Annotated in this window: 20 protein-coding genes and 1 pseudogene; 12 read left to right on the top strand and 9 right to left on the bottom strand. The window is 64.5% G+C overall.

The window, feature by feature from the left end; genetic code table 11:
* Window positions 1–21: 21 nt before the first annotated feature.
* Both FLO80_RS11255 and FLO80_RS11250 read left to right on the top strand, forming a co-directional pair.
* Window positions 22–645, top strand: coding sequence for a helix-turn-helix domain-containing protein (locus FLO80_RS11255; protein ID WP_111368304.1), 624 nt, complete (start codon window positions 22–24; stop codon window positions 643–645).
* 1 nt (window position 646) lies between these two features.
* Window positions 647–2,065, top strand: coding sequence for an amidase (locus FLO80_RS11250; RefSeq protein WP_111368307.1), 1,419 nt, complete (start codon window positions 647–649; stop codon window positions 2,063–2,065).
* Window positions 2,066–2,122: 57 nt separating this feature from the next.
* Here FLO80_RS11250 and FLO80_RS11245 read toward each other — a convergent pair whose 3' ends face one another.
* Together FLO80_RS11245 and FLO80_RS11240 are read right to left on the bottom strand one after the other, a co-directional pair.
* Window positions 2,123–3,784: an amidohydrolase gene (locus tag FLO80_RS11245; RefSeq protein WP_111368310.1), complete on the bottom strand. Its 1,662-nt coding sequence runs from the start codon at window positions 3,782–3,784 to the stop codon at window positions 2,123–2,125.
* Window positions 3,785–3,786: 2 nt separating this feature from the next.
* Window positions 3,787–4,482, bottom strand: coding sequence for a TetR/AcrR family transcriptional regulator (locus FLO80_RS11240; RefSeq protein WP_188078277.1), 696 nt, complete (start codon window positions 4,480–4,482; stop codon window positions 3,787–3,789).
* A 223-nt stretch (window positions 4,483–4,705) separates the two neighbouring features.
* On the opposite strand from FLO80_RS11240, the gene FLO80_RS11235 reads away from it, so the two are divergent.
* The 4 genes from FLO80_RS11235 to FLO80_RS11220 all read left to right on the top strand — a co-directional run bounded on the left by FLO80_RS11235 (window position 4,706) and on the right by FLO80_RS11220 (window position 8,719).
* Window positions 4,706–5,830, top strand: coding sequence for an ABC transporter ATP-binding protein (locus FLO80_RS11235; RefSeq protein ID WP_111368314.1), 1,125 nt, complete (start codon window positions 4,706–4,708; stop codon window positions 5,828–5,830).
* Window positions 5,831–5,834: 4 nt separating this feature from the next.
* Entirely contained in the window at window positions 5,835–6,773 is a 939-nt protein-coding gene (locus tag FLO80_RS11230) for an ABC transporter permease (protein WP_111368317.1), read from the top strand.
* The gene (locus tag FLO80_RS11225) at window positions 6,766–7,632 is read left to right on the top strand and encodes an ABC transporter permease (RefSeq protein WP_111368319.1); all 867 of its coding nucleotides are present in this window, start codon (window positions 6,766–6,768) and stop codon (window positions 7,630–7,632) included. Before FLO80_RS11230 ends, FLO80_RS11225 begins: the two co-directional genes overlap by 8 nt.
* Before the next feature lie 64 nt (window positions 7,633–7,696).
* On the top strand, window positions 7,697–8,719 hold the full coding sequence (locus FLO80_RS11220) for an ABC transporter substrate-binding protein (protein ID WP_111368322.1): 1,023 nt from the start codon (window positions 7,697–7,699) through the stop codon (window positions 8,717–8,719).
* A gap of 559 nt (window positions 8,720–9,278) precedes the next feature.
* Here FLO80_RS11220 and FLO80_RS11215 read toward each other — a convergent pair.
* Together FLO80_RS11215 and FLO80_RS11210 are read right to left on the bottom strand one after the other, a co-directional pair.
* The gene (locus FLO80_RS11215; protein WP_146611064.1) at window positions 9,279–9,899 is read right to left on the bottom strand and encodes a hypothetical protein; all 621 of its coding nucleotides are present in this window, start codon (window positions 9,897–9,899) and stop codon (window positions 9,279–9,281) included.
* A 181-nt stretch (window positions 9,900–10,080) separates the two neighbouring features.
* Window positions 10,081–10,260: pseudogene (locus FLO80_RS11210) on the bottom strand (IS5 family transposase); the annotation flags it as partial.
* A 258-nt stretch (window positions 10,261–10,518) separates the two neighbouring features.
* Between FLO80_RS11210 and FLO80_RS11205 the strand changes: the two are divergent.
* Both FLO80_RS11205 and FLO80_RS11200 read left to right on the top strand, forming a co-directional pair.
* A complete protein-coding gene (locus FLO80_RS11205; protein ID WP_111368325.1) occupies window positions 10,519–11,328 on the top strand; it encodes an alpha/beta fold hydrolase in 810 nt (269 codons plus the stop codon).
* Window positions 11,325–12,257 carry a DMT family transporter gene (locus FLO80_RS11200; protein ID WP_111368328.1) on the top strand — a complete coding sequence of 311 codons (933 nt, stop codon included), beginning with the start codon at window positions 11,325–11,327 and terminating at the stop codon, window positions 12,255–12,257. The genes FLO80_RS11205 and FLO80_RS11200 overlap by 4 nt, the downstream gene beginning before the upstream one ends.
* 6 nt (window positions 12,258–12,263) lie before the next feature.
* Here the strand turns inward: FLO80_RS11200 and FLO80_RS11195 are convergent, their stop codons facing one another.
* Both FLO80_RS11195 and FLO80_RS11190 read right to left on the bottom strand, forming a co-directional pair.
* Window positions 12,264–12,890: a hypothetical protein gene (locus FLO80_RS11195; protein WP_111368331.1), complete on the bottom strand. Its 627-nt coding sequence runs from the start codon at window positions 12,888–12,890 to the stop codon at window positions 12,264–12,266.
* 3 nt (window positions 12,891–12,893) lie between these two features.
* Window positions 12,894–14,057: an alpha-hydroxy acid oxidase gene (locus tag FLO80_RS11190; protein WP_111368334.1), complete on the bottom strand. Its 1,164-nt coding sequence runs from the start codon at window positions 14,055–14,057 to the stop codon at window positions 12,894–12,896.
* 133 nt (window positions 14,058–14,190) lie between these two features.
* On the opposite strand from FLO80_RS11190, the gene FLO80_RS11185 reads away from it, so the two are divergent.
* A complete protein-coding gene (locus FLO80_RS11185) occupies window positions 14,191–14,628 on the top strand; it encodes a MaoC family dehydratase (RefSeq protein WP_111368337.1) in 438 nt (145 codons plus the stop codon).
* 39 nt (window positions 14,629–14,667) lie between these two features.
* Here FLO80_RS11185 and FLO80_RS11180 read toward each other — a convergent pair whose 3' ends face one another.
* From FLO80_RS11180 to FLO80_RS11170, 3 genes are read right to left on the bottom strand one after another with little or no spacing between them, the layout of a single operon-like run.
* Entirely contained in the window at window positions 14,668–15,462 is a 795-nt protein-coding gene (locus tag FLO80_RS11180; protein WP_111368339.1) for a phytanoyl-CoA dioxygenase family protein, read from the bottom strand.
* A gap of 28 nt (window positions 15,463–15,490) precedes the next feature.
* The gene (gene hutC, locus FLO80_RS11175; protein ID WP_111368342.1) at window positions 15,491–16,189 is read right to left on the bottom strand and encodes a histidine utilization transcriptional repressor HutC; all 699 of its coding nucleotides are present in this window, start codon (window positions 16,187–16,189) and stop codon (window positions 15,491–15,493) included.
* Entirely contained in the window at window positions 16,186–17,532 is a 1,347-nt protein-coding gene (locus tag FLO80_RS11170; RefSeq protein WP_111368344.1) for a formimidoylglutamate deiminase, read from the bottom strand. The genes hutC and FLO80_RS11170 overlap by 4 nt, the downstream gene beginning before the upstream one ends.
* Window positions 17,533–17,607: 75 nt before the next feature.
* Between FLO80_RS11170 and hutI the strand changes: the two genes are divergently transcribed.
* From hutI to hutG, 3 genes are read left to right on the top strand one after another with little or no spacing between them, the layout of a single operon-like run.
* Window positions 17,608–18,795 (top strand): imidazolonepropionase, encoded by a 1,188-nt coding sequence (gene hutI, locus FLO80_RS11165; RefSeq protein ID WP_111368347.1) that lies wholly within the window; start codon window positions 17,608–17,610, stop codon window positions 18,793–18,795.
* Entirely contained in the window at window positions 18,792–20,300 is a 1,509-nt protein-coding gene (gene hutH / locus FLO80_RS11160) for a histidine ammonia-lyase (protein WP_111368349.1), read from the top strand. Before hutI ends, hutH begins: the two co-directional genes overlap by 4 nt.
* Window positions 20,297–21,091 carry an N-formylglutamate deformylase gene (gene hutG / locus FLO80_RS11155; RefSeq protein WP_111368352.1) on the top strand — a complete coding sequence of 265 codons (795 nt, stop codon included), beginning with the start codon at window positions 20,297–20,299 and terminating at the stop codon, window positions 21,089–21,091. The genes hutH and hutG overlap by 4 nt, the downstream gene beginning before the upstream one ends.
* Window positions 21,092–21,322 lie beyond the last annotated feature (231 nt).

Below are 21,322 nucleotides of genomic sequence, written 5' to 3'. Positions count from 1 at the left end.
AACTTTCTTATAGGAAAATCAATGAGTGAACCAGAGGCCGAAGATCCGGCAATGCTTCGCCGCGCCGCATTCGGGATGCGTGTGCAACGTCTGCGCCGTGCGCAGGGTCTCACCCTGCAACAGGTATCCGATTCCTGCGGGCTGGCGGTTTCGACGATTTCAAAGATCGAGAATTCGCACCTGTCGCCGACCTATGACGTGATGCTGAAGCTTGCCCAGGGGCTTGGGACTGATATCGTTTCGTTGTTCGAACATGCGTCCGCCCCGGTGCCCAAACCCGCCCTTAGCGGGCGCATGGCCGTGATGCGCGGCAGCGAGGCGGTGCCGCTGGATGCCGGGCCTTATGTCTATGAGCCGATCACCACGCGGCTCAAGGATGCGCTGATCGACGCCACGCTTGTCACGGTGGTGGCGCGCGACCCGGGCGCGTTCGAGGCGCCGATCCGCCACGCGGGCGAGGAACTCGTTCATGTCGTGTCGGGCGCGGTGGAGCTGCATACGGATCTCTACGCGCCGATCCGGCTCGAAGCCGGGGACAGCGTGCATTATGACGCGGTCATGGCCCATGCCTTCGTCTCGGTGAGCGACGAAGACGCGCGTATTCTCAACATCGTTGCTGGCGGATCGCCAAGAAAGGACTCCTGACATGCTTTCCACGAATGAATGGCGCGCCCGTGATCTTGTCGGGCTGGCCGATCTGGCAGCCTCTGGCGCGGTGTCGCGGCGCGAGATCCTGCAAACCGCCATCCGCGAGATCGAGGCCCTGAATCCCGGCCTCAACGCGGTCATCCTGACCCGGTTCGAGGAGGCGCTGGACGCGCTGGATGACAGTGCCACGGAGCGGTTTGCCGGGATGCCCTACCTGATCAAGGATCTGCACGCGCCGGTTCGCGGCATGCCGCTTTCGAACGGGTCGGAGCGGTTCAAGGGCACGGTGTTCGATTTCGATTCAACCACGGTTGCCCGGTTGCGGGCGGCGGGGTTCGGTCTGCTGGGGCGCACGGCCTCGCCGGAATTCGGCCTGTCGGTGGCGACGGAAAGCGCGGCCTACGGCATCACCCGCAACCCGTGGAACCCCGATCACGGGGCCGGCGGGTCGAGCGGTGGGGCGGGGGCGGCGGTGGCGTCGGGGATGCTGCCCGCGGCCCATGCCACCGACAGCGCCGGGTCGATCCGGATTCCGGCGGCTTTCAACGGGTTGGTGGGGCTGAAGCCGACGCGCGGATTGAATGCGTTCGGCCCGCATCGCGGCGATCCCAACAACGGGCTGAGCCACGAGAACGCGGTCACGCGCACGGTGCGCGACACAGCCGCGATTCTCGATATCACCGCCGGGCCGGATGCCGGGTGCCCCTATTTCACACCGCGCCCGGAGACGCCGTTCGAGACATTGATCGAGCGCCCGCCCGAGGGGTTGCGGATCGGGTTTGTCACCACCCGGTTCGACGGCGGTGCCGTGCATCCCGAAAGCCGCGCCGCGGTCGAGCGCACGGCGCGGCTTCTGGCCGATCTTGGCCATGACGTGCAGGAGCAACGCCCCGATTTCGACAGCGAGGCGCTGACCAAGGCGATGATCCGACTGCTGATGGGGTCGCTTGCGGGGCTCTTCGCGGGGATGCCGATGGGGAGCGACGCCAATCTGCACGGGTTCGAGCCGATGACCCGTGAAGCGATCTGGTTCTCGCAGCGTACCTCGCTGGGCGAGCATCTGTCTCGCGCGGCGGAGATCAACCGGCATGTCCGCCAGTTGGCCGGATATTTCGAGCGGTTCGACATTCTATTGACCCCGGCCAGCAACGGCCCGGCGCCGGTTCACGGGGTGCTGCGGATGGATCACGACGATCTTGACGGGTTTCTTGAAAAGCTGTTCGAGATCAGCCCGTTCACCGCGGCGTTCAACGCCTCGGGCCAGCCGGCGATGGTCTTGCCGGTGCACCAGACCCCCGAAGGATTGCCGATCGGGGTGCAATTGGTGGGGCGCTTTGCCGAAGACGCGCTTGTGCTCAGGTTGGCCGCGCAGATGGAACGCGCTTCGGACTGGCAAACGCTGGCGCCGTTGCGGTGATGCTTTGCGGTGGGGCTGTCGGTCTTTTCCGGCAGTCCCGCCGCATGGGCGCTCCGCTTACCCCTCCCAGGTCACGGCGCCGCCACAAAGAGTCAGCGCCGCGCGCGCCTCGTCGAGGGTGTCCACCGGGGCGGATTCGAGATCGCGGTCCATGATCACGATATCGGCCAGCATCCCGTCTTTCAGCATCCCGAACCGTCCCTCGTCGAACCCGGCATAGGCGCCGCCCGTGCTATAGTCATGCAGCGCCTCCATCAGGGTCGAGGCATGGCCTGGATGACCGTCTTTCCATGGTTTGCGTGTGATCGCCGCCTTGACGCCGCGCATCGGGTTCACATCCGATACCGGCCAGTCCGAGGCGAAGGCGATGGGCACGCCCGCATCGCGCAGGTATTGCACCGGGAAGGCCCAGGGCCAGCGCGCCTCGCCCACGCGCGAGATCCAGGGTTCGAGCGGGAAATCCATCGCGGCGGGGGGGTGCGGTGGCTGCATCGAGGCGACCACGCCCAACTCGGCAAAGCGCGGCAGGTCGTCGGGGTGCAGCACCTCGATATGTTCGATCCGGTGGCGGCTGTCGCGCTTGCCATTGGCCTTTTGTGCCGCCTCGTAGCCGTCGAGCACACGGCGCACCGCCCCGTCGCCGATGGCGTGAACGCTGATCTGAAGCCCGCGCTTGTCGGCCTCGATACAGGCGGCCGCGAAACGCTCGGCATCATGCAGCGGCTCGCCGCGCCAGCCGGGGCGGTCGGCGTAATCCTCGACCATGACGGCGGTGGAACTGTCCACCACCCCGTCCATGAACATCTTGACCCGCCGCGCACTCAGCTTGTCGCCGTCGAAATCATCGGCCAGCGCGCTGGCCTCTTCGAGCGAGTCCACGGGTTTGTCCGGGGTCAGGTGAAACGGCACCTCGACCCGGCAGATCAACTCGCCCCGCGCCTCGATCTCGCGCAGGAGATCGAGCTGATAGCGGTTGCCGTCCATGTTGTGCAGCTTGGTGAAACCGAAGGAGGCGCAATAGGCCAGCCCCTCTTTGAGCACCGCGATATCCTCTTCGCGCTGTTCGGGCGTGACGTGCTCGGGCTCGATCCCGGCGAGGCCCAGCCCCTCGCGCCCGCCCGATGAGCGCAGCGCCATCACCGGGTCATAGGCGGCATGTTCGCGCAACTCGCCCGCCGCGGTGCCATCGTCGGCCATCACCACTTCGTTGCCGGTTGGCATCTCGCGCCCATGCAGGAGGCCCGCCTTGTCGAGCGCGATGGTGTTGGCCCAAGCGGTGTGATGATCCCCGGCAATGTAGAGCACCGGGCGATCCGCCAGCACCTCGTCGAGCATCTGCCGCGTGGTCTGCACCCCGTTGCCGAAAAGATTGTAATCCGTCGCCTTGCAGATCAGCAGCGCCTCGTCCGGGTTGTCATCGGCATAGGCGCGCACCCGGTCGCGCAGCGCAGGCAGGCCATGCACGCCGTCGAGTTGCAAAAGCCGCATCCCGAAGGCCCCGGCGAACAGATGCAGATGCGCCTCGACCATGCCCGGCATCACCGTCGCGCCGCCCGCGTCGATCACGCGAGTGTCCGGCCCTTTCAACGCCGTCATCTCGTCATGCCCCCCGACCGCAAGGATGCGCGCGCCCGCGATGGCCACGGCCCCGGCGCGCGGCGCTTCGGGGTTCATGGTCAGAACGCGGGCATTTTCGATCACGATATCGGCTTTGGTCATGGTCAGGGCTTTCCGGGTTTGAGGGTGGGATTGGTCAGGAATGCATCGTCGAACAGCATCCCGGCCAGTGGCACGAACCGCTGGAGCAGGTCGTCGCGATGCTGGTCGAGCGTTATCTCGTCGCTCTTGATCAGGTTGAAGAATGACGGGTTCCAGACGTCATAGAACAGTTGGCCAAGGAACTGCGGGTCCGGTGAGGCACCGCTGCGCAGGCGGATGTCGTAACCATCGAGAAAGCGCACGATCACGCGCACCAGTTCCTCGTCCACGGTCACGTAATTGCGGGCCAGCTCGGTTCCGGGGTGGCGTATCGTGGCCGCCTCGGCATAGCGCCAGATGCGCTTGTTCGCGATGGCAAGCGTGCGGGTCGCGAACAGCGTGAACAGATCCGCCAACATCGTGCCGAAATCGCTGTCCTTCTGCATGACCGGGGCCAGACCCTCGGCGCGGGCCTTTTGCGCGCCCTCGGTAATGAGCGCGATCAGGATGCCGTCCTTGTTGCCGAAATAGTTGAAGATCGTGGGCGTCGAGACCCCGACCGCGTCGGCGATCTCGGCCATGGTGGTGGCGTCGATCCCCTTTTGCGCGAACAGCTCGCTTGAGCGGGCAAGTATGGTTTCACGCCGCTGAGCCTTTTTTCGCCCGCGCAGGCCGGGGGGCGTGGCTTTGGCGCCTTCATCTTGTGCAATGTCGCCCACGGCGTGCCCCGTTTGATCTGTTGGTATAAAATTTTTTATTGACTAAAATATTTTTGTCAATACGAATTGAGCCAGACGAGATGGGAAACGGCAGGACGAGCACGGGGAAGAGGACGCGGATGGACAGTATCGCAAGTCTTTCTTGCCGAAATCGGATGCCTGCCCCTATCCTGATCAAAAAGACGATGCCGGATGCAGCCACCGGCCAACAGGGACGACATGAATGACCAGCCAGACCGCTCATGCTGAGCCAGCCGAGGCCGCCATCGCCGACACGACCGCAATTGCCGTGGATGTCGATCGCGTCTCCAAGATATTTCGCGGCGAAACCGAGGTGCGCGCGCTCGACGATGTGTCGGTGGGTATCCGCAAGAACGAGTTTTTCACCCTTCTGGGCCCCTCAGGCTGTGGCAAGACCACGCTTTTGCGCCTGATCGCCGGGTTCGAGCCGCCCACCATGGGGGCGATCCGGCTGGGCACACGCGACATTTCCCGCCTGCCGCCGAACCAGCGCCCGATCAACACGGTGTTCCAGAACTATGCCCTGTTTCCGCATATGTCGGTGGCGCAGAACATCGCCTTTGGCCTTGAAATGCTGGGCAAACCCAAGGCCGAAGTGCAGCGCACGGTGGACGAGATGCTGCGCCTTGTGCGGATGGAAGAGTTGAAGAACCGCCGCACCAGCGAAATCTCGGGCGGGCAGCAACAGCGCGTGGCGCTGGCCCGGGCGCTGGCCCCGCATCCCGAGGTTCTGCTGCTCGACGAGCCGCTTTCGGCGCTTGATCTCAAGCTGCGCAAGGACATGCAGATCGAGTTGAAGCGGCTTCAGCACGAGACCGGCATCACCTTCATCTTCGTCACCCACGACCAGGAAGAGGCGCTTACCATGTCCGACCGGGTCGCGGTGATGAGCGCGGGCAAGATCCTTCAGGTCGGCCGCCCCCGCGACATCTATGAACGCCCGGCCGAACGATTCGTCGCCAATTTCATCGGTGAATCGAATTTCCTTGATGCCACGCTGTCGGGGGGCACGGTGGAACTGGCCGCCGGTGGCCGGTTTGACGTGCGGGTGCCCGAGGGCGTGCGCGATGGCGCGGTCAGTGTTCTGGTCCGCCCCGAACACGCCAGCGTGCGCTCCGGCGAGGCCGCGGAAGGCGAGACCGGTGCCACCGTCGAGAACGTGGTCTATTCCGGCGAAGCGACGGTGGTGCATCTGCGCCTTGCCACCGGCGAGGCGATGAAGATCCGCCTTGCCAACGCGCCACAGGGCGGCGAGGCCCCGCCACAGACCGGCGGCGCGGCGGCGATCCGCATCGCGCCCGGCGCGGTCACGGTTCTGAAGGACTGAGCCCATGAGCGCACAAGCCGAGACCCCGTTCCCGCCCGGTGCCCTTGAACGCGAGGCTGAGACTGCCGACACGCGACGCCGCTGGCTGCTGTCGCTTCCGGCGATCGCGATCATCGTCTGTGCCGCCGCCGGGCCGCTTCTGGTGATGGTGATCTATTCCTTTCTGACGCCGGGCGATTACGGCAATGTCAAATGGGAATTCTCGCTCGAAGGCTGGATGAACACCATCGTGCAGCGCGACATTTTCGATGACACGCTGATCTGGGCCGACGCGCATCTGTCGATCTTCTGGCGGTCATTTTCGCTTTCGCTGATCACCACGATCCTGACGCTGATCATCGGGGTGCCGACCGCATGGTTCGTCGCCACCCAGCCGCCGGGGCGGCGCGAATTCTGGCTGTTTCTGGTCACCGTGCCGTTCTGGACCAATCTTCTGGTGCGCACCATCGCGATCCAGGAACTGATCCGCAGCGAAGGGGTGATCAACCTCGTGCTGTTGAAGATCGGGATCATCGACGAGCCACTGCAGATGATGTTCACCGATTTCGCCATCGGCTTTGGCATGACCTATGTTTACCTGCCGCTGATGGTGTTGCCGGTCTATGCCGCCGTGGACAAGCTCGATTTCCGGCTCGTCGAGGCCGCGCATGACCTTTATGCCAGCCGCTGGACCGCCTTTCGCCGGGTGATCCTGCCGCTGATCAAGCCCGGCATCATCGCCGGGTCGATCCTCGTCTTCGTGCCCTGTCTTGGTGCCTATGTCACGCCGCGCGTGCTGGGCGGGGGCAAGAACCTGATGTTTGGCAACCTCATTGAACTGCAATTCGGGGCGGGCCGAAACTGGCCGCTCGGGGCGGCGCTGTCGCTGATGCTGATGGCGGCGGTGATGGTGGCGCTCATCTTCTATGTCCGCATCACCTCGCGGGAGAAGGCCGATGGCTGAGACAACGACCCCCACCCCGACCGAGACCGCCGCCCCCGCGCTGACCGCGCCACGCCGCGAACCCCGGGGGTATTCGGTGCGCAGCCTGCCGGGCTTTGCGGTGATCGCGATCTTCACCTTTTTCGCGCTTTACGCGCCGATCCTGATCCTTGTCACCTATTCCTTCAACGCCGGCACCTCGCTGGCGATATGGGAAGGGTTCTCGCTGCGCTGGTATTATCAGGCGGCCGCGAACGAAGCGGTTCAGGATGCCGCGATCCGCTCGCTCTATCTTGCCTTCTGCGCGGCCACCATCGCCACCGTCGCGGCCACCATGGCGGCCCTTGCCACCACCCGCACAAGGCGCTTTCCGGGCAAGACGATGATCTATGCGTTGATCAACCAGCCGCTGATGATCCCCGAGATCGTGACCGCCGTGGCGCTTCTCATCGTCTTTGCCGCGATCAAGGTGTGGACCGGGCATACCTCGATGATCTATCTCATCGCCGCGCATACCGCGTTTTGCGTGCCGTTCGCCTATCTTCCGATCCGCGCGCGGCTTGAGACCATGGACAATACACTCGAAACCGCGGCGCAGGATCTCTATGCCTCGCGCTGGCTGACCTTTCGCCGGGTGACGCTGCCGCTGATGTGGCCGGGGATCGTGGCCGGGCTGATGCTGGCCTTCGTGATCTCGCTCGATGACGTGGTGATCACCGAATTCGTGAAATCCGCGGGACAGGAGACCATTCCCACCTATATGCTGGGCCAGTTGCGGCGCGTCGTGACCCCCGAGGTCAACGCCATTTCAACCGTGATCCTGATGGCCGGCGTGATCCTCGTCGCGCTTTTCTTCCGCCTGACCAGCCGCCGCCGCTGACAGGTCCAACCCGCCGCCAGAGCGGGGATGAATTGAAACCGAACCCAACAAGGAGTGAAGACCCATGAAGACACTTGCAATCACCGCGTCCGCCCTGGCCCTCGCGGCCTCGGGCGCTTTCGCGCAGGAACTCAACATCTATAACTGGGGCAACTACACCAACCCCAAGCTGATCGAGAAATTCGAGGCCGAAACCGGCATCAAGGTCACGATCACGGATTACGACAGCAACGACACCGCGCTGGCCAAGGTGAAGGCGGGCGGTCATGGCTTTGACATCGTCGTGCCTTCGGCCTCCTACGTGCCGATCTGGATCGGCGAGGGGCTTCTGGCCGAAACCCGCCCCGACCAGATGGAGAATGCGAAGAACCTCGATCCGGTGTGGATCGACGTCGATTGGGACCCGGGCCGTCACTATACCGTGCCATGGCAATGGGGCACCACCGGGGTTGTCGTGAACACCAAGTATTACGATGGCGATATCGACACGTCGGCCATTTTCCTCGATCCGCCGGATGAGTTGAAAGGCAAGATCAACGTCGTGCCGGAAATGGGCGACGTGATGGGCCTTGCCATCATGTATCATGGTGGCATGCCCTGCGATGACGACCGTGAGCTTTTGCGCAAGGTGCGTGATACGCTGGTGGAGGCGAAGCAGCATTGGCTGGGGATGGATTACGGCAATATCGAGAAATTCGCCAAGGAGGACATGTGGGCCGGGGTGAACTGGAACGGGTCGACCTTCCGGATGCGGCTGGCCAACGAGAACATCCAGTATGGCTATCCGAAAGAGGGTTATGTCGTCTGGATGGATTCGGTCGCGGTGCTCAAGGACGCGCAGAACATGGAAGAGGCCAAAACCTTCCAGAACTTCATCATGGAGCCGGAAAACGCCGCGCTGATCTCCGAATTTGCCCGCTATGCCAATGGGATACTCGGTTCGGACGAGTTCATGCCCGACGAGATGAAAACCGCGCGCGAGATCCTCATTCCCGAGGAACTCAAGGACAAGGGCGTGTTCATCCCGACCTGCGCGCCCGAGACCCAGGCGCTTTACACCCGCATCTGGACCGACCTGCAAAAGTAGGATCGGTGCCATGCGTGGGCCGGGGATCGCCCCGGCCTGCTGCGCGGCCCCTGACCACCGTACACCGGGGTTAACGCCCGCCGGGGCCGCAAATCCGGGGGGTGATTCCCGGCTGTTGCCCGGCTGTTATCCGTACACCGCCGCAACGCGGCATTCACGGGCCGGGAAAACGTAAACGCACCGCGCGCTGCCCCGTCATTCGAGCGTCCGCGCCCCCGGCAAGGGGCCATGCGGGGGCGCGGACCGGTGCGAGGCCGGGGACAGGCGCCACCCCACCGCCCGCCACCGACCCGGAGAGGTGCCACCGGATGACGATGGAGCCCCGCAATGTCGACCGCTGCCCGTTGGCGCGATGGGGGCTTGGCGGATGCGCCGGTCGGTTGACGTGGCTGTAGGGCGGGTTGGTTTGAGTGGTGGGTGTGTGCGGGCGAGGGGTTTGCGAAGTTCGGGCTACGACCCCGGATGAACCGAGCACCGGCGCCTCAGCGTATCTTGGCCCAATAACAATTTAAGGACATCTAGGAGTCGAATCCACCACTAATCCACCACTAATCCACCACTAATCCACCACGAATCCACCACAAAAAGCGGCAACTAAAATTACAAGCCATATAAACAAGATCCAAAATGACATTGCCATCGCCCCAATTTTTCCGGCGTGGCTGATTGTCGGCCCGAAAAGAGGATATCTACAACCATCGAATATATAGAATCTAAGTAGAGAAGAACGATACCTACGTCGACGCCACAGGCTTTTTAAATGTGGATCCCGCTGCCGTTGAAACCAGTAACATATTAAATTGGCCCTACGACGCAAGCGAGCGCGGAGTGATTTCGTCGGATCGAGCACCAACTGCGGTCCAGCTTGCGCATTCCCGGCCAGCATCAACTTTAACAAACTACGAACGTAGCCATCATAAACAACCATGGAAACCGAAGCACAAAAACCTGTGAAGGCAAAAATAGACATCATCGCACTCGCAAAAACCATATAGTTCTCCCGAATAACATCCACAGAGAAAATAAAATAAAAGGCGAAAAAGTGAAGACCTGTGTGCCACGAGAACCATCGTAAATACAAATTCCAAACCTGTTGCCACGACTGGCTCAGTTCTGAAATGGAAGCTGGAATGCAATTATGATCCTCTGACCTTTGGCCCGAATTGCCTCCCATGGCCATGTTTCCTCCTGATGCTCTTAGTTGTTTTCAGTTCTACATGTATGGGAGTGTCCGTCAACGCCCGCCGCTGCGCCGGGATGGCAAGGTAATCGCGTCGATGCGTGCGCGTCGGGCTTCTAGGGTTCGGTTTTACTGCTTCAGCCCCGTTGTTTGGGGGGGCGAGTTTCGGGTAGATTCATCCTCAATCCATTAGCCATCTTGGGACCAGAAACAGGTTACCGAGCGCGAACAGCGTGATGAGCTGGGCCCGGTTCGTGGCGAGGTTGCGGTAGTGGGCCTTCACGTCACCGAACTGACGCTTGATGACACTGAAGGGGTGCTCGGCCTTGGCCCTGACCATTGCAATGATGCGGTTGATGCGTGCGTCGGTCCTAGCAACCTAAGCAAGCGCGGCGAAGGACCGCCGCCCGCCCTTCGTGCGCATCACCAGAAGCAAAACCGAGATCGAGGGGAACGGCAAAAATGGTTCGGACCCCAGCCAACCGCACCCGCAGCATCCGAATGCCCCAACCCAGCCCCCGACGGCCGCTCAACCGCCGACCGGATGGCCCGCCGCGTGAGGTCGCTTGCGTGGCATCCGGTTGCGGCCTAGCCTTTGCATAACGCGAGGGAGAGAGACATGCATCTGACCATTGGCGAGGCCGATACGCTTTATCATATCCATCATGCGCCGACCCGGGCGGGGGCGCCGACATTCGTGTTCGTCAATGCGCTGACCGGGTCGACCGACGCGTGGGAGGCCGAGGTTGCGCCGGGGCTGCGGGCGGCCGGGTTCGGCACGTTGAGCTGGAATTTCCGGGGGCAGGCGGAGTCGGCGTTTTCGCCCGACCTTGAGCTGACCGACGCGGTGATCGTGTCGGACCTCGAGCGGGTATTGGCCGAGGTGAAGCCCGAGGCGCCGGTCCTTGTCGGCCTGTCGATCGGGGGGCTTTACGCGGCGCGGGCGGTGCTGAATGGGGCGGAGGCCAAGGGGCTTGTCCTGCTCAACACGCTGCGCGAGATCGGGCCGCGGATCGACTGGGTCAACCACGCGATGGCGCAGATCGTGGCGCATGGCGGCGTGGGGCTGTTCCTCGATGCGCTGTTCCCGCTGCTGGTGAGCGGTGAGTTTGCCAAGAGGGCGCGGGGCAATTTCCTGCGCGGCGATTACGCGCCGCTGCCGCCCGCGCATGGGCACATGAACCTGATGCGCAACGCGGCGGCGACGGATTGGGGGATCGATTATGGCGCGCTTGCCCTGCCGGTGCTGGTGATCACGGGATTGCAGGACCGGGTGTTTCTCGACCGCGAGGTGGTTGACCGGCTTTATGCGCAGCTGCCCGATGCGCGGCGCGAGGATTGGGAGGAGGCGGGGCATCTTTTGCCGCAGGAGGCGCCCGCGCGCCTGACCCGGGCGCTGGCGGCGTTCGGGGCGGAGATCGAGGCATGAACATACCCGAGAAATGGGCCTATCCCGCGGTCCTGATCGGGGTGGCGGGGCATGCGAGTTCGGAGTTCTTTGCCAAGCTCGGCGGCGTGGCGGGGCCGGAGACGAGCGTGTGGCGCTATCTTCTGGGCGGGTTCGGGCTGATCCTCTGGGCGCTGATGGACCGCAACAGCCGCGATCTCATCACGCCCCTGCGCGAGGAGGGGGTGCGCCTTGTGGGGTTGTCGCTGATGGGGGTGACGGTGACATACCTCTTCTTCCACTGGGCGCTGGATTACGCGACGGTCATCCAGGTGGCGACGGTGACGACGACGATCCCGATATTCGTGGGGCTGGCCAACTGGGTGGTGAACGGGGTGCATCCGGGGGCGGTGAAGGTGGTGACCGGGGGGCTGGCGGTGCTGGGCATCGCGGTGCTGTTGACCGACGGGGCGCTGATGGCGCTGGCGGGGGAGGCGGGGACGCTGCCCGGGGTGTTGCTGGCGATGGGCTGTGCGGCGCTCGGGTCGTTCTACGCGGTGCTGGTCAAGCCGGTGATGGTGCGGCATGGGGGACTGAAGATCATCGCGTTGACGATGATGATTGGCGGTATCGGTCTGTGGCTCCTGGTGGGGGCGGCCTGGGGTGTCTGGGTCAACCCGGCGAGCATCGTCGAGAAACCGGCGCTGGCGGCGTGGTCGCTGATCGTGCTGGCGCTGTGGAACACGACGATCACCCAGGCGCTGTGGTTTGGCGGGCTGACGGCGGCGCCGGATATCACGCGGGCGTCCTATCTCTTTTTCCTCAAGCCGATCATCGCGGCGGCGCTGGCGATCGTGATCCTTGGCTCGTGGCCCACGGGCCTGCAGGTGGTGGCGATCGTGCTGGTGACGGGCTGTGTGCTGGTCGAGCTTTACTGGGCGCGGATCAGGGCCGCGTTCGCGCGGGGGTAGGGCGGTTCAGGTGTCGAGCAACTGGCGCAGGTGGCCGCCTGCGTCCATCACCCGGCTGTGCAATTCGTAATCGAGCGCGCGGGCGGTGCGGAAGGCGGCTTCGGTTTCGGGTGAGAGATCGGCGTCGAGCTGCGGCGAGACGTTGTAGGACTTGAGCTTGATCGTCCTGCCGAACCGCTCTTCGAGAAACCCGCGCAAGACGTCCTGCGCCTCGTAGGCGAAGAGGTGGTGGAGCGGCATTTCGCGGCTGGTCTTGAGCGTGAGGAACGCGCCCTGCGAGCCGACATTGGCGAAGGCGGGCGGATCGTCGCGGATGGTGGCGCGGATGAAGTCATCGAAGCTCACGCCACGGGTCGAGCGTTTCGAGTTCCCGATCTCGTCGCGCTGGCGGTAGCGATACCACGAACGTGCCTGATCGAGCGGGTCGCGGATGACCGCCATGCGCTCGGGGGTGAGGCCATAGGCATCGTCGAGGAAGGGCGCGATCTTGCGGTGGAAAAACGCCGCGTTGGCGTGTTTTCCGTGGCCCGAAAACATGATGTCGGCGTGGCGTCTCAGCGCCATTTCATAGGCGGTGGTGCCGGTTTTGGGCACGGCGAGGAAGGCGAGGTTCTCCTTGAAGAAAACCTGCATCGCTTATTGCCAGCGGCCTTCGAAGCCTTCGGGCACCAAGAGGATGTCGCGGTCGACCTCGTCGATCCGGCGACGCCCGCAGAGCGCCATGGAGACATCCATCTCGCGGTGGATGACGTCGAGCGCGCGGGTCACCCCCTCTTGCCCCATCGCGCCGAGGCCATAGACGAAGGCGCGGCCGATATAGGTGCCCTTGGCGCCCATCGCGACGGCCTTTAGCACGTCCTGCCCGGAGCGGATGCCGCTGTCGAGATGCACCTCGGTGGCGTCGCCCACCGCATCCATGATGCCCGGAAGCGCGCGGATCGAGGAAAGCGCGCCGTCGAGTTGGCGCCCGCCGTGGTTCGACACCACGATCGCATCGGCGCCGACCTCAAGCGCCATTTTCGCGTCTTCGGGGTCGATGATGCCCTTGAGGATGACCTTGCCGCCCCATTCCTCCTTGATCTTCGCGACCTTGTTCCAGTCGAGCGTGGGGTCGAACTGCTCGGCCGTCCATGCGCCGAGATCGGCGGCGTCGGACACGCCTTCGACATGGCCCACGATATTGCCGAATTCGCGGCGGCTGGCCTTCATCATGCCCATGCCCCAGCGCCATTTCGTGGCGAGGTTGATCATGTTGGCGAGCGTCGGCTTGGGCGGGGCCGAAAGGCCGTTCTTGATGTCCTTGTGACGCTGGCCGAGCACCTGCAGATCGAGCGTGATGACGAGCGCCGAGCAGTTGGCATCCTTTGCCCGCTGGATGAGGGAGGAAACGAAGCCCTGGTCCTTCATGGTGTAAAGCTGAAACCAGAAGGGTTTGGTGGTGGCGGCGGCCACGTCCTCGATCGAGTTGATCGACATGGTGGAGAGGGTGAAGGGCACGCCGAAGGCCTCGGCGGCGCGGGCGGCCTTGATCTCGCCGTCGGCGTGCTGCATGCCGGTGAGGCCGACCGGGGCGAGGGCCACGGGCATCGCCACGTCCTGACCGATCATCTGCGTGGCGGTGGAGCGGTTCGACATATCGACGGCAACGCGCTGGCGCAGGTAGATGTCGTCGAAATCCGACGAGTTCTCGCGGAAGGTCTGTTCGGTCCAGCTTCCGCTTTCGCAATAGTCGTAGAACATTTTCGGGGTGCGGCGGCGATAGAGCGCCTTGAGGTCGTCGATATTGGTGATCACCGGCATGACCCTGCCCCTTTTTTCCAAGCGTCGGGTTTACTTACCCATGGGGTGGAAGTGACGCAACGGCTTATTGGCCGGGGCTTGAGCCGGGCCGGGGCTTGGGCAAAGCTCGGGGTGAGGAAGAGGAGGGTGCGCGATGTATTTCGATGACTTGCCGGTGGGGTTCACCCATGAGACGGGCAGCCAGAGCTTGAGCGAAGAGGAGATCATCGCGTTTGCCCGGCAATACGACCCGCAGCCCTTTCACATCGACAGGGAGGCGGCGGCGGAGTCGATCTATGGCGGGATCATCGCCAGCGGGTTTCAGACATTGATCGTGGCGTTTGACCTCGTGCTGAATTCGGGGGTGTGGCGTGATGCCTCGATGGGGTCTTCGGGGCTGGACGAGCTGCGCTGGCACCTGCCGGTGCGGCCGGGCGACAGGTTGCGGGTGAAGATGACGGTGATGAAATCGGAAGCCTCGAAATCGCGGCCCGACCGGGGGCGGACCACGTTTTTCTACGAGATCCTGAACCAGAAGGACGAGGTGGTGTCGTCCTATTACGCGGTTCAACTGCTCAAGCGGAAGGTGTGAGCGGGCAGGGATTTTCGAAGCAGCCTGCCCGCTCTCGGGTCATCGCGGGAATATCATCGGGAACCAGTCTTCGCGCAGTTTCTGCCCCGGTTGCATGCCGTGATCGGGGAAGGGCGGCGAGGTGCGCCCCGGGCGTTCGACATAGCGTGCATCGTCGCCCACGAGCCTGAGCGAGAAGGCCCGGCGGCGGGTCGGTGACGTATTGCCGCGCGCGCCGTGCAGGATGCCATAGTTGAAGGCCACCGCATCGCCCGGCTCCATTTCCCATTCGGCGATTTCCATGCCTTCGGCCTCGGGGTCGGGGACGGGCATGTAATCCTCGATATTGGGGAAATAGGCCTCTTCCTTGACCCAGCGCATCGGCAGCACCGGCTTTTCCCATTGATGCGAGCCGGGGACCATCCTGAGCGTGGCCTCTTTCACCGGGTCGAGCGGGGCCCAGAAGCTGACGGTTTGCTGGCCTTCGACGAAGTAATAGGGGCCGTCGGTGTGCCACGGGGTCGACAGCGAGGTGCCCGGTTCCTTGACCAGCACGTGATCGTGGAAAAGCTGCACGCTGTTCGAGCCCATCAGTTCGGCGGCGACTTCGGCGGCGGGGCTGTGGCGGATCACCTGTTCGAATTCGGGGATGCGTTGCCAGTTGCAGTAATCGTCGAAGAAACGGCCGCTTTCGCCCTGTTTTTCATTCTCAGAGGCATAGGGGCCGGGGGCGGCCATGTTCGCCTCGACTCCGGCGCGGAGCGTGTCGACGTGATCGGCGAAAAGCCCGCGGATGACGGTCACGCCGCCGCGTTGATAGTCGTCGATCTGCTGTTGGGTCAAAAGCGGGTGCATCCTTGGGGTCTCCTGTGTCGGGGTTGGGTCAGATTTTCATATGCAGGTGAAAGCCCGGCGCATAGGTGAGCCGGACCCATGTGATGGGCGTCTCGGGGCCGAAGGTGGCGCGGTCGAGCACCATCACCGGGGTTTGCGCGTCGCAGCCGAGATGCGATGCGGCCTCGCCCGCGGCGGCGGCGGAATAGTCGAGCGTGCCATGCGAGAAGGGGGCGTGGCGCAACAGCCATTCATTGGCGCTCATCGTCGTGAAATCGGCACTGGCGGCGGCGGGCATGGCCGCAAGGCTGATCCAGCGGTTTTCATGCACGTAGGGCGCCCCGTCGGCGAGGTGGAGTGCTTCGACATGGCGGGTGGGCGTGTCGGGGCCGATCCCGAGCGCGTGGCGGCGCGCCGGGGGCATCGGCGTGTCATCGGCGGCGATGAGTGCGTATCCGGGGCGCGCGCCGCGGGTTTCGATCTCTTCGGCGATGCGGGAAATGGACATCTGTGCGCGGCGGCTGGGCACTTCGGTGACGCGGGTGCCGGCCTTGCGACGGCGCTCCAAGAGGCCCGCCTCGGCCAGTTCGCGCAACGCGCGGTTCACCGTGGCGCGGGCGCAGCCCAGTTCGGCGGCCAGATCCTCTTCGCCCGGGATCAGCGCGCCGGGGGGCCATTCGCGGGTCTGGATGCGGCGCAGAGCCTCGTCATGGACGGCCTGCCAGCCGGTGGGCGCGGCGCGGCTCATAGCGCGTCCCTCAACTGATGCATGGTGTCGGCGTAGCGGGCGGCGATGGTTTCGCGGGCGATGTGGCGCCCGTCGCGAACCACGTGGCGGCCGGCGGACCAGAGATCGCGCACGCCGCTTGCGCGCGCGAAGATCCACGCATCGAGCATCGTGTCGCCGGGGCGTCCGGCCATGTCGGGGGTGCTGTCGTCGAGCCGCACGAGGTCGGCCCATTTGCCGGGGGCGATTTCGCCCGCGTCGCGGCCAAGGGCGCGGGCCGCGCCCCGGGTGGCCTCTTCGAAAAGCACGCGGCCGGTGGAGCGGTTGTCCTCGGCCAGAACGGCGCGGGCGCGGTCGCGCAGGCGTTGGGAGTATTCCAACTGGCGCAGCTCTTCCGTGAGGGAAATCAGCACGTTGGAATCGCTGCCCATGCCGAACGCGCCGCCCTGTGCTCGCCATCCGGTGGCGTTGAAGATACCGTCGCCGAGGTTGGCCTCGGTGATCGGGCAGAGCCCGGCCACGGCGCCGGTGGGGGCAAGGCGGGCGGTTTCATCCCCGGTCATCTGGGTGAGGTGGATGAGGCACCAGCGTGGCCCGAGCGCCATGTTGTCGAGCGCCCATTCCACGGGCCGCGCGCCATAGGCCGATTGCACCTCGTCCACCTCGGCCTGTTGTTCGGCCAAGTGCATATGCAGCGGGCCGTCGGTCATTTGCGGCACGAGGGCCAGCGCGTCGCGCGGCACGGCGCGCAGCGAATGGGGGGCCATGCCGAGATTGGCGTCGGGCAGGGGGGCGAGGGCCGTCGCGGCGCGCGCCATCAGCGTGGCGAAATCATCGGTCGCGGTGCCGAAACGGCGCTGGCCATCGCCAAGCGGGCGCCCGTCGCAGCCGCCCGTTTGGTAGAGTACGGGCAGGAGGGTGAGGCCGATGCCGGTCTCCTGCGCGGCGGCGGCGATGCGGTCCGACATCTCGGCGGGGTTGTCATAGGCGGTGCCATCGGGGCGGTGATGGAGATAGTGAAACTCGGCCAGTGACGCATACCCCGCTTCGAGCATTTCCATCTGGACCTGCGCCGCGATCGCCTCGACATGGTCGGGGGTGAGGCGGTCGAGAAAGCGAAACATCAGCCTGCGCCATGTCCAGAAACTGTCGCGCCCGTCGGGGCCGCGCGCTTCGGTGAGGCCCGCCATGGCGCGCTGAAACGCGTGGCTGTGCAGGTTGCCGGGGGCGGGCAGCAAGAGGCCCGCACCGCCCGGAACGCCGGTTTCCACCGCCTCGATACGGCCATCGGTGGCCAGCGTCACGGCCACGTTTTCGGCCCATCCCGTGGGCAGGAGTGCGCGGCGTGCAGTGAGTCGGGTCATTGTCGGGCCTCTTGACGGGAGTATTATGTCTATACATAACGTCATTAAGCGAGACAAGAATGGGAATCAACAGATATGTCAGGCTGGGTGCTGAGCGATGCGCGGATTGCCACGATGGCGGGCGGATATGGCCTGATCGAGGGCGGATCGGTGGTGATCGAGGGTGAGCGGATCGCCTGGGTCGGCGCGGGGAGCGTGCCGCCCGAATATGACGGATGGGAGCGGGTGAGCGCCGGCGGGCGGCTGGTGACGCCGGGCCTGATCGACTGTCACACCCATATCGTGTTCGGCGGCCACCGGGCGCGGGAGTTCGAGCTGCGCCTTGAAGGGGCGAGTTATGAGCAGATCGCGCGCGAGGGCGGTGGGATCGTCTCGACCGTGGCGGCGACGCGGGAGGCGAGTGACGCGGCGCTGATCGAGGGCGCGCTAACGCGGCTTGATGCGTTGATTTCCGAAGGGGTGACGACGGTCGAGGTGAAGTCAGGCTATGGGCTGGATCACGAGACCGAGTTGCGGATGCTGCGCACGGCGCGGGCGCTGGCGGCGCGGCGCGCGGTTGAGGTTTGCACCTCGTTCCTGGGCGCGCATGCGGTGCCCGCGGGGGGTGAGGCCGATGCATATATCGACGAGGTTTGCATTCCGGCACTGCGCGCGGCCAAGGCCGAGGGGCTGGTCGATGCGGTGGATGGGTTCTGCGAGGGAATAGCCTTTGATACCAAACAGATCGCGCGTGTCTTTGATGTGGCGCATGAACTGGATTTGCCGGTGAAACTCCATGCCGAGCAGTTGTCCAACATGGGCGGGGCACAGCTTGCCGCGCGTTACGGGGCGTTGTCGGCGGATCACGTGGAATATGCGACCGAGGATGATGCCGCGGCGCTGGCGGAATCGGGCACGGTGGCGGTGCTGTTGCCCGGGGCGTTCTATACCATCCGTGAAACTCAGGCGCCCCCGATAGAGGCGTTCCGTGCCCATGGCGTGCCGATGGCGCTGGCCACGGATTGCAACCCGGGTTCGTCGCCGCTCGCGTCGCTTTTGCTCACGCTCAACATGGGCTGCACGCTGTTTCGCCTCACCCCGGAAGAGGCGCTTTTAGGGGTGACGGCGCATGCGGCGCGGGCGCTCGGCCTTTCTGATCGGGGGCGGATTGCGCCCGGATTGCGCGCCGATCTGGCGATCTGGGATGTGGAGACGCCAGCCGAGCTTGCCTATCGCATCGGGTTCAACCCGCTTCATGCCCGTATCTTCGGAGGAAAACGATGATCCTGACACCCGGTTCCGTGACATTGGCGCAGATCGAAGAGGTCTGGCGCGGGGAATTGCCCGTGACACTTGATGCGGGCGCGCGCCCGGGCGTCGAGGCGGCGGCGGCGATGGTGGCCGAGGCGGCACGCGCCGAGGCGCCGGTTTACGGCGTGAACACCGGTTTTGGTAAACTGGCCAGCCGCAAGATCGCGCCCGAGGATACCGAGACGCTGCAACGCAACCTGATCCTGTCGCATTGCTGTGGCGTGGGCGAGCCGCTCGATGCGGCGCGGGTGCGGCTGATGATGGTGTTGAAACTGATGTCGCTGGGGCGGGGGGCCTCGGGGGTGCGCTGGGCGGTGATCGAGTTGATCGAGGGGATGCTCGCCCAGGGTGTCATTCCGGTGGTGCCGCACCAGGGATCGGTGGGGGCCTCGGGCGACCTTGCGCCGCTGGCGCATATGGCGGCGGTGATGATCGGCGAGGGCGAGGCGTTTTTCGAGGGTGCGCGGATGCCGGGTGGTGCGGCGCTTGAAAAGGCGGGGCTGGTGCCTATCGTGCTGGGCCCCAAGGAGGGGCTGGCGCTGATCAACGGGACGCAGTTTTCCACTGCCTGCGCGCTGACGGGCCTTTTCGGGGCGCGGCGGATGGCGGAAAATTCCATCGTGATCGCGTCGCTGTCGACCGATGCGATCATGGGGTCGACCGCGCCTTTGCTGGCGGAGATTCACACGCTGCGCGGTCAGCCCGGGCAGATCGAGGTGGCCGCGCGGATGCGCGCGCTTCTGGAGGGGAGCGAGATCCGCGAGAGCCATCGCGAGAACGATACACGGGTGCAGGACCCCTATTGCATCCGCTGTCAGCCGCAGGTGGTGGGCGCGGCGTGGGATGTGCTTGAAATGGCGGCGCGGGTGCTTGAGATCGAGGCCAACGCGGTGACCGACAACCCGCTGGTGCTGGCCGGAGAGGGGCGGATCGTGTCGGGCGGGAATTTCCACGCCGAGCCGGTGGGCATGGCCGCGGACATGATCGCGCTGGCCCTGTCGGAGATGGGGGCGATCGCGCAGCGGCGGGTGGCGTTGATGGTCGATCCGACGTTGAGTTACGACCTGCCGCCGTTCCTCACGCCCGATCCGGGGCTGAACTCGGGCTTCATGATCGCCGAGGTGACGACGGCGGCATTGATGAGCGAGAACAAGCACCTGGCCAATCCCTGCGTGACGGATTCGACGCCGACTTCGGCCAACCAAGAGGATCATGTGAGCATGGCGGCGCATGGCGCCTATCGGCTGGGCCGGATGGTCGAGAACCTCGGTGTGATCCACGCGGTCGAGGCGCTTTGCGCGGCGCAGGGGATCGAGGCACGCGCGCCGTTGGAGACGTCGGTGCCGTTGCAACGGGTGATTGCCACGCTGCGAGAGAAGGTGCCGCCGCTGGGCGCGGATCGCTTCATGGCGGGCGAGATCGAGACGGTCGCGGAGATGGTGCGCGCGGGCGCGTTTCTGGATGGGGGGCGGTCATGATCGAGGTGACGCGCGGCGATGGGCCGATCGTGCTGGGCCTGCCGCATACGGGAACGGAGCTGCCGGACGACATTCGCGCAGGGTTGAACGAAACGGGTTTGGCGTTGGCCGATACGGATTGGCATATTGATCGCCTTTACAGTGGTTTGCGAGACGATGTTACGTTGGTGCGTCAAGTCGAGCATCGCTATGTCATCGACGTGAACCGCCCGCCGGACGGTGAAAGCCTCTATCCCGGGCAGAACACGACTGGACTGTGCCCGCTGAGCGATTTTGACGGGCTGCCGATCCATCGCCCGGGCGCGGAACCCGATGCGGAGGAGATCGAGCGGCGGCGCGCGGTCTTTCACGCCCCCTATCACGCCGGGTTATCCACAGAACTGGCGCGGGTGAAGGAGAAACATGGGGTTGCGATCCTTTACGATTGCCACTCGATCCGGTCAGTTATCCCCAGGCTCTTCGACGGTCGCTTGCCGGATTTCAACATTGGCACGAATTTATCCACAAGCTGTGCGCCTGTTGTGGAAAAAACCGTGGAAAAGATCTGTGCTGCGGCCGAGGGATATACGAGCGTGACCAACGGGCGGTTCCGGGGGGGCTGGACGACGCGCCATTATGGTGCCCCCGAGACGGGGATTCACGCGATTCAGATGGAATTGGCGCAGTCGACCTACATGGAAGAGACCGCGCCGTGGCGGTGGGATTCGGCCATGGCGGAGCGTCTCAGGGGGCATTTGGCGCAGATTCTCAATGCGTTGAGCGACCTTGTTAAGAGCGGCGCGCTGCGCTGACGGGAGGGGCCTGTGACGCGGATCGGATCGACAGATAAGGGCACGCCGGTAGCTCAGATCAACGAGAGCGTTGCGGTTCTACCTTGTGAATCTTGTGCAACACGTTGATTAGGCTATGGAAAACTGCCGTGCCCACGCCGAAAACCGAGATGGCGAAACCCGGGATGCAGCACCGACGCGATCGGGTTGCGGGTGCTGATCATCCCCCAAAGCCTTCCGGCCAGGTCCGGG

This window comes from Aquicoccus porphyridii, from assembly GCF_008369105.1.
Classification (GTDB): Bacteria; Pseudomonadota; Alphaproteobacteria; order Rhodobacterales; family Rhodobacteraceae; genus Aquicoccus; species Aquicoccus porphyridii.
Note: the sequence above shows the minus strand (reverse complement) of the source record. Positions and strands in the feature narration are given on the sequence as shown.